The sequence below is a fragment of the Streptomyces sp. DT190 genome (genome assembly GCF_049846985.1).
Lineage (GTDB): Bacteria > Actinomycetota > Actinomycetes > Streptomycetales > Streptomycetaceae > Streptomyces.
This window is the reverse complement of the sequence record NZ_JBNCNM010000099.1, coordinates 1-230: the sequence shown is the minus strand read 5'-3', so window position 1 is coordinate 230 and position 230 is coordinate 1. Positions and strand designations below refer to the sequence as shown.

At 70.0% G+C, this 230-nt stretch carries 1 protein-coding gene; it reads left to right on the top strand.

Features of this window, described 5'->3' with window-relative positions:
* Window positions 1-230: hypothetical protein (locus ACPXCS_RS39770; RefSeq protein ID WP_425971264.1), on the top strand; the 230-nt coding region annotated here is incomplete at both ends.

The window sequence follows — 230 nt, the reverse complement described above, 5'->3', positions numbered from 1 at the left end:
GTCCACGGCCATGATCTGGACACCGACCGCGTCCTGGGCGAAGGCGACCTCGTTCCGCTCCCCACCTACGCCTTCCAACGCGACCCGTACTGGATGGACACACCCAAGTCCTCCGGCGACCTGCGCTCGGTGGGGCTGCGGGCTTCGGAGCACCCGTGGCTGGGGGCGGTGACGGGGACAGCGGCCGACGACGGCTATCTGTTCACGGGCCGTCTGTCGCTGGCGGAGCA